The following is a 7,686-nucleotide window of genomic DNA, read 5'->3' on the forward strand; positions in this document are numbered from 1 at the left end:
TTTGTGTGTCGGGTTTCATCCCTGGCAATATAGAGCCTGTTTTTTGGGGCTCTGTTTTATCTATGCCAGTTTTATTAAGATCCCAAAGGTAACTATCCAATTCTTTTCATGTTGGACAGTTATCTAATTTTTTCATCTGATTTTTCTGGATTAAATATCAACGACATCAGGTTTTGAATCCATAACATTATTTTTACATCACACATATTTTCAAGGTCTCTGCGGGGTTGAAGGATTTTGCCTTTGATCTTGTTATCTTTTTTAGCATCTGCCTAATTTTATAGTTGATTAATTAATTGGTAATTAATAATATCATCTAACAAATTATATAGATGAGTGTAAAAACGCTCTGCAGGGGGACATCGTGGAAAGATCGCAACTGGATTTGCATCGGTTTGAGAAAGTTTTGGCTTTGCTGGACTCAGCCGTCGAAGGAGAGGTTCTTGCCGCTCTGGGACGTGCCAAACATATGCTCGCGGGTGCAGATATTAGCTTTCGAGAGCTAAAGGTGGGGATCTCCAGTTCTCAAGGATCAGCTCAAGAACCTGTACAAGGTGGTGATTCCACCCAAGTGCAAAGGCTGGAGCAGGAACTTGAATCTTTGCGATGGTCCCTTGCTCGGCATGAGCTGCAGGTCGCAGCATTACGTCAGTCGGTGGAAGAAAAATCCGTCACAATCCAGAGTGAGCAAGCAAAACGCCATGCTCAGGAAGGAGAGTTGATGGGGTTGCGACAAGCTCATGCCGTGCAGATGGAAGAGGCCTTGAATCGTAAGGAAGAGGTCGAAAAATTGACAAAACAGCTGGCGCAATATCAGACCTTTGAAAAGGAAACGGGTGTCGGGCCAAGGGTTTCTTTGCGTCAGCGAATGAAAGCAACCGCTGATGCGCCACAGCATCCCGAGCAGGTTCGTTCGTCTCGGGCGGATCGTAGAAAAGGGGGAACCCGAAGTGATGATGCGGTCAGATTACGATCTTCAAAGGTGGCTTCGGATGCTGTAGAGCAGGCGGCTTTTCAGTTTATTGGCGGTGAAGACAGATCTGTCGGCAAGGAATACCGTTGGGCGCGCCTGGAAGACCGGCATCAGGTTATGGCGGTGGTAACAGAAGTCGGAAATGATGAGGCGGAACTCAACGCTTTAGAGCGTGCAATGGGCCTGCGGGCGGAAGCTTGAATACAGCGTGTAGATTAGAATTATGGCTTCCAAGGAAAAAGATGGCGGTTCGACGTCAGTAAAAACAAGTGGCAATAGAAGGGACGATTTGGCGAAATCAAAAGGACAATTCGAATCTCTTCAAGAGAGCTTGCGCCAAAGTGTTGCCCAGATGGAGCAATGGGGTAACTGGGCGCAGGGCCTGATCGAAAGTCGTGATGATGAAATTGCGGCTTTGCAGGCGCGCGTCGATGCGCTTGAGACACGTTTGTTGCGCGAAACGGGTGATGAGCCGAGGTTGACCAATGCGCAAAAACGCGAGGCGATAACGGCCTATTTGACCGATCCGGAGCGGACAAACTGGTCTGATCGAGAAATTGCAAGACAAGTGGGAACTTCACCGCAAACGGTCGCAAATTGGCGACAGCGGTTGTCTGTAACCTCGCGTCGGGGGCAGGACCGAACGGTCATTCGCGGTGGTAAAGTTTTTAAAATGCGTACGGATAATATCGGGCAAAACAAGAGCTAGGTAACGCTGCTCAGGATGTCAATTACCCTGAAGTCTATTCTCTTGAATTTTATCTTTGGGCAGTTGATTTCCAGGTAGTTTATCTATGGCCGCAAAAGAGCTGAAATCATCAGGGGTGTGTTTTTGATCGGCTACAGTTTTGGGCGACGATCAATGGTCTGACAGCCAGTTGTTTACCAGATGTTCAGCCTGCCTGATTTGTTCAGAAGTAAGCTGGGCAGCTATCTCTTTCATCTTTTGTGCCGCCGTTTCATGCCCGTTGATATCGGCAAGCTGAAACCATTTATAGGCTTCGACAAGCGAAGGTTCTACACCAGTTCCAGATATGTACTTTTCTCCGATCTCGATCATGGCTTTTGTGTATCGTTGTTTCGCGGCCTTGAAGAACCAGCCCAGTGCCTTGTCTGGGTTAACGGGGGTTCCGCGTCCCTGACTGTGCATAACCCCCAGATTGTGTTGTGCTTGGGCGACGCCTTGTCGGGCGGCCAAAAGGTACCATCGAATAGCTTCGCGGTGATCAAATGTGGTGTTCTTTTCCCGGTCCAGCAAAATACCCAGACGTAATTGCCCGGTTAAGTCTCCCTGACTGGCGGCGCGTTGATACCAATAGATCGCCTGATCAATATCATCGTCCGGGTCATCCACGCCATCGTGATAAAAAACGCCTAGATTGCGTTGGGCTTCCACCATACCGCCTTCTGCTGCGCGTTGAAGCCAGTTGAGAGAGGCTTCCGTGTCCTTGTCTATGCCGGACCCGCCCTCGTAAAGGACGCTGAGGTAGTACTGGGCCTTTGCATTTCCTTGATCGCCTGCCTCGATCAAAAGTTCGATGGCTTTCTCGTATTCTCCGGCGCGGTAAGCTGCAATACCGTCTTCGTAAACACCTGCTGCCGATATTTGAGGCACGATCAAAAGCACGGCCGCTAGCAGGGGGATGCATAAAATTAGACCAAGAGAGGAAGAGAGGTTTGCTTTCGGGATCATTCGTTTTTTAATCCAACTTGCCTGTGGCTCTGGTATCTATCCTGTCCTAAAGGGCGGTTAAATATGGGGCAGCCTTCTTTGGAGTGGGGTGAGTATAGCAGTTGTTTTTCTCCTTTTTGCATTAATTTTAACTGGTTCAGGACAATTAGTTTTAAGCGATGCGATAGACGCTTTTGTCTGTATTGATCCTTGTTGGGTGCGGTCGGTCGATTGCGAGAGGCAAAAAGTTATTTTGATGATATTTGACAATGATCTTATTTGGGAATATTTCTCATATATGGGAAATGTCGAAGAGAATAATCAAGACAGACTTCTTGCTGGTCGGTTGAAGGCCTTGAGAGTAGAGCAAGATTGGTCTTTGGATGAACTTGCCGAACGGAGCGATGTCAGCCGGGCAACACTGTCCCGCATGGAAAAGGGTGATGTCAGTCCTACTGCTGCGGTATTGGGGCGGTTGTGCGCGGCGTATGGCATGACGATGTCGCGGTTGATGATTATGGTTGAGGATGATTTTCAACCGTTAATTCGGCGAGATGATCAGATAGTTTGGCATGATGCAGTAACGGGATTTGAACGTCGATCAGTCTCTCCACCATCGGGGAGTTTGAATTGCGAAGTTCTTGAATGCCGACTACAGCCCGGTGCCGAGATTGCCTATCCTGATTTTTCAAAAAATAATCCAGCCCACAAGGCGTTAGAACACCATCTGGTTTTAAGGGAAGGGGCGCTTGAGATAACCGTAAATGGACAGTTTTATTTGCTAGGGCCTGGGGATTGCCTGCGCTACAAATTACAAGGGTCTAACCGGTTTCGCGCCCATGAATCAAAAGGGGCCTTATATACGCTCGTCATTTTGTAGCGCCTGATTTTTATGCGGCTTTCCTTGGTGGGGAATTCTATTAGCGATAACTTAATTCTGAAATGGTGTTGGAAATAATGAAGAGTAAAAACGCTATACTGTGTCTTGATCTTGAGGGGTTTGAGCTTCACGTTGAAGGGCTGGCTGAATTGCTGAAGACCTGTGTTCTTGACGGGGCCAGTGTCGGTTTTGTTTTACCATTTTCGCAAAACGAAAGTCTGAGTTTTTGGAACGATCATGTACGTCCGGGGGTTGCCAGCGGTCAGACTGTTTTGATGGTTTATTTTGTCGAGGGGCAGGTGGTCGGGACGGTACAGTTGTGTAGCAGTGCGATGCCCAATCAGGTTCACCGGGCTGATGTGTCAAAGCTTTTGGTTTCTCCGTTGTTCAGAAAAAGAGGCATCGCAAAAGCATTGATGGCAGAGCTTGAGACACAGGCCGTGGCGCGTGGGAAAAGCCTGATTACGTTAGATACACGAACAGGGGATAATGCCGAGCCGCTTTATCATCAGCTTGGCTATGAAACTGCTGGAGTTATACCAGATTATTGTCGGGATACACATGATGCAGATCGATATGACCCTACGACCTATATGTATAAACGTTTGAAAATATAGTTTATTTATCGTCACGGATAGTCTGGGGCGGTAAAATGAGTCGTTAACGAGGTGAATAATACAGCCATGGGGCGAAGATATTCGGCCCTTACTGATGGTTAAATAGGACGGTTTTGTGTACTCTGTTGAGAAGCTAATCTCAAATTTTGTTGTGTATCATAAATATAATAAAAATAATTTCTTTTTAAAATAATACTTTAGATGGCGGTTTTCCTTATTAAGAGTCATTCTCATTGCATTGTCATAATTACGTCTTATATTCCCTGTAGATATACCTGTGCTGGTAATGAGGTAAAAGAGCTTGCAATGCTTTTTACATGTGCCGGCAGTCAATAAACATAATTGATGGTTATAGTCACCTTGCCGAATGGGGGATTAAATGAGTAAGCGTAAACCGCCGAGGATCTTGACGGTTGTTCGTAAAGAACAACTTTCACCGCATATGTTGCGTGTGACACTTGGTGGCATTGGCCTTCATGGCTTTCCTGAAAATCAGGAAGGGGCACATGTAAAGGTATTGATTCCGCAAGGCGATATAGATCCTGCTGAGTTCGTGGCACAAGTAGAGGATGGACAGCGCCCCGTGATGAGAACCTATACTGTGCGTCAGCATCGTGTTGAGGAAAATGAACTCGATATTGATTTCGTTATTCATGGTGATGGTGGCCCGGCAAGTAATTGGGCGCAAGGCGCATTGCCAGGGGACTATATCGGTCTTTTTGGACCTGGCCCTAAAAAAATGACTTATCTGGATGCGGATTGGTTCTTGCTCGCGGCGGATATGACCGCAATTCCGGCTGCCGCTGCTGCTCTTGAAGCGCTTCCAAAAGATGCTGTGGGCACAGCTGTTTTCGAGGTGACTTCAGAGAGTGATCGCCAGAAGATCGACGCACCTGATGGTATTGATATTCATTGGTTGGTTCATGATAACCCGACCGTAAGAAGTCATCAGCAAAGTGATTTTATCAGAAAAATGCGATGGCGCCCGGGATACCCCAGTGTTTTTGTCGCAGGGGAGTCTGGTGTGGTTAAGGAACTGCGTACTCATCTTTATCAAGAACGCGGCATCCCTAAAGAAGATACCTATATGTCCGCCTATTGGAAAATTGGTTTGGAAGAGGATGCGCACCAAATTCAAAAGCGAATGGCTGCGGCTTAACTTTAGATTATAATACAATAAAAAGCCCGAAACAGAATTTGTTTCGGGCTTTTTTGTGTCTGTTAAAGAGGGACGCGGTTTGATCTTTAGGCTGGTTTAGTTTCTGGAATTGCCGTTGTACGGGGGAAGATATTCGGATCTAGGGGGGAAGGTGGTAGGTGCGATGCCACTTTTTTCGAGTATCAGGCATGGGTGGAAAAGGGTTGTTTACTCAAAAAAATGACTCTTGTTGACATTGTCCCCCTAACAAAATCAACAAGAGTCAAAAGGCTGGCAAATAAATGCCGGCTGGGTAAGGCAAATACAGGGTGTACCGACTAATATTATCGGTGGTGTACTTAAATGGATCGCTAAGTCAGCGAGCGATAGGTTATTTGCAAACAAGCCATGAATATAATTGGCCAATAGAATCAGGCTGAATATGTGCCTTAATACGACCCCCGAACTGACAGGCGTGGTGCAATAAAACGCGTTGTCAGTCCGGGGGAAGTTGCTTGCATGAGTATTAAAACCTAATTGGCCTGAAAGGTGTGAGTGAAAAGAGCGTGAAAAAGCATTCACGGGTAAATTTAGCTGGGAAAATTTAACAGGGAAAATTTAACAGGGGTAAACCTAGAAAGAGTGTTCTCAAGATAATTCCAGAAAGCTTACCTACCGGGCAGCTTAACCAAATGCCCCTGTCATACAGATCGTTTAATGCGCGTGTATGAAAGGTCATGCCGTAAACCACCCTGTAATAGAAGTATGGGTAATAGAAGTATGGGTAGTAGAGGTATGATGTGTATGTTCGCTTTTTTGCGATGTCGACGTTAATCAAAGGTGTGGTGAGGGCAATTGTAAGATCTTGGCAACCTACAAGAAACATCAATCGTTAAGGTGCCCGATCTGGAGCAAGGTCAAATTAGGTTACGATAACGATGTGCCGAGAAGATCCGCTTTTCCAAAAAGAAAAGATGCGGTTGGAAAAATAACGAAAAATCTGTGGAAAAAGCAAATCCCGATTTCTGAGATAGATGGTGCGCAGTGCGAGCGCTTCAGAAATCGGGATAAGTTGCTTGCGTGAATGTATTGAACACTTTTCTGATTGAAATGTGGAGTGAAAAAACCGTGAAAAAAATCAATACACTTATAGGGTGTGCATGGGTTCGAGTATCTGATTGATTCAAAGACAGGATTTTGTTTTTTGATAAACGATTATATTGTATTCAATGCCCGTAATACAACAGTGTGGTGTGTAATTTTCATACAAGATTCATGTGGAATCGGTTTGATATATGTGAAGTATTCGCCTTAGTACCATTTAAAATGTTTAGTTTTGTGGTTTTGTGAGGCGGGGAAACCTTTCCAAGTTTGCTTTGTCTACGCAAATTATGTCGAGAACATTACGTCTTATAGAATTCCTAACTTTTCTCTCTAGATATATGTGCGGGTTTTGTCGGGGGTAAAGTTGAGCCGGATATATGTTTGTTTCTGTCGGGACACGACGCACCCAGACCCTTTATGTCCCAGACCCTTTATATGATGAAATATTCTGATCAAAATCCTCCTGACACAATGTTGTCAGTAGGGGTGGGGTATCATTTGTCTGTACAATGAGGTTTCGTGAGATTTTATGAAATTTGTTCCTGATAAGGATATACGACATAGGTCTAATCAGGAACGGTTATTTATAAGAACCAAGAGGGGAAAAGAATGTCAGATAAAACAAATGAAAATGGTCAAGCCATGACGGGCGGATGTTTGTGTGGCTCTGTAAAGTTTACGGCAACAGGTGTCGGTGGAGATCACGGTGTTTGCCATTGCGGTACCTGCCGGAAATGGTCAGGTGGCCCAACCATGGCAATCCATGTTGAGGGCATGGAGTTCGAAAACGAAGATAACGTAAAGTCCTATGTTTCTTCTGATTGGGCAGAGCGTGGGTTTTGCCAGAACTGTGGCACACATCTGTTCTATCGCTTGCGTGATGGCAGTATGACTGTTGTATGGGCGGGGGCCTTTGATAAAAATGATGGCTTTTCACTCGCCAATGAAATTTATATCGACAGCAAGCCGGCAGGATACGACTTTGTAGGTGACCATCCCCGCATGACAGAACATGAATTCCTGAAATCCCTCGGTATGGTTGAATAGGGATATGCTTGAATAAGCTGCATGCAAAAGGGCAGGTGACTTTTCGGTAATTGCAGATAATTTATAAAGTAATACCTAGGGGAGGAGGCTTATGTCTCCTCTCTATTTTTATTCGTCTTTTACCGAGATATCGAAAAAGTCGTCATCTTCAGTCTCAGATGGGTTCTTAAGTAAGGTTTTGGGCTTAGCACGCCCCGTTTCTTCGCTTAATGGCAGACGATTCTTGAATATGCCTTCGATACGCTGACGCAAGAG

At 45.6% G+C, this 7,686-nt stretch carries 7 protein-coding genes; 6 read left to right on the forward strand and 1 reads right to left on the reverse strand.

All coding sequences use genetic code 11. The annotated features are described in order from the left end of the window. Window positions 1-364: 364 nt before the first annotated feature. Together Q0241_RS07375 and Q0241_RS07380 are read left to right on the forward strand one after the other, a co-directional pair. Entirely contained in the window at window positions 365-1,174 is an 810-nt protein-coding gene (locus Q0241_RS07375) for a hypothetical protein (RefSeq protein WP_299375411.1), read from the forward strand. Window positions 1,175-1,196: 22 nt separating this feature from the next. Beyond that, complete coding sequence (locus Q0241_RS07380) at window positions 1,197-1,682, forward strand: helix-turn-helix domain-containing protein (protein WP_299375414.1); 486 nt, start codon at window positions 1,197-1,199, stop codon at window positions 1,680-1,682. A gap of 150 nt (window positions 1,683-1,832) precedes the next feature. Here Q0241_RS07380 and Q0241_RS07385 read toward each other — a convergent pair whose 3' ends face one another. After that, on the reverse strand, window positions 1,833-2,666 hold the full coding sequence (locus Q0241_RS07385) for a tetratricopeptide repeat protein (protein ID WP_299375417.1): 834 nt from the start codon (window positions 2,664-2,666) through the stop codon (window positions 1,833-1,835). A gap of 235 nt (window positions 2,667-2,901) precedes the next feature. Between Q0241_RS07385 and Q0241_RS07390 the strand changes: the two genes are divergently transcribed. From Q0241_RS07390 to Q0241_RS07405, 4 genes are all read left to right on the forward strand, one after another. Continuing rightward, window positions 2,902-3,525, forward strand: a complete 624-nt coding sequence (locus Q0241_RS07390; protein WP_299375420.1) for an XRE family transcriptional regulator — start codon at window positions 2,902-2,904, stop codon at window positions 3,523-3,525. A gap of 77 nt (window positions 3,526-3,602) precedes the next feature. Next, window positions 3,603-4,142, forward strand: coding sequence for a GNAT family N-acetyltransferase (locus tag Q0241_RS07395; protein ID WP_299375423.1), 540 nt, complete (start codon window positions 3,603-3,605; stop codon window positions 4,140-4,142). Window positions 4,143-4,521: 379 nt separating this feature from the next. After that, on the forward strand, window positions 4,522-5,301 hold the full coding sequence (locus tag Q0241_RS07400; protein WP_299375426.1) for a siderophore-interacting protein: 780 nt from the start codon (window positions 4,522-4,524) through the stop codon (window positions 5,299-5,301). A 1,692-nt stretch (window positions 5,302-6,993) separates the two neighbouring features. Further along, window positions 6,994-7,431, forward strand: a complete 438-nt coding sequence (locus Q0241_RS07405; RefSeq protein WP_299375428.1) for a GFA family protein — start codon at window positions 6,994-6,996, stop codon at window positions 7,429-7,431. The last annotated feature ends 255 nt before the right edge of the window (window positions 7,432-7,686 follow it).

It is taken from the genome of uncultured Kiloniella sp. (genome assembly GCF_937128705.1).
GTDB lineage: Bacteria > Pseudomonadota > Alphaproteobacteria > Kiloniellales > Kiloniellaceae > Kiloniella.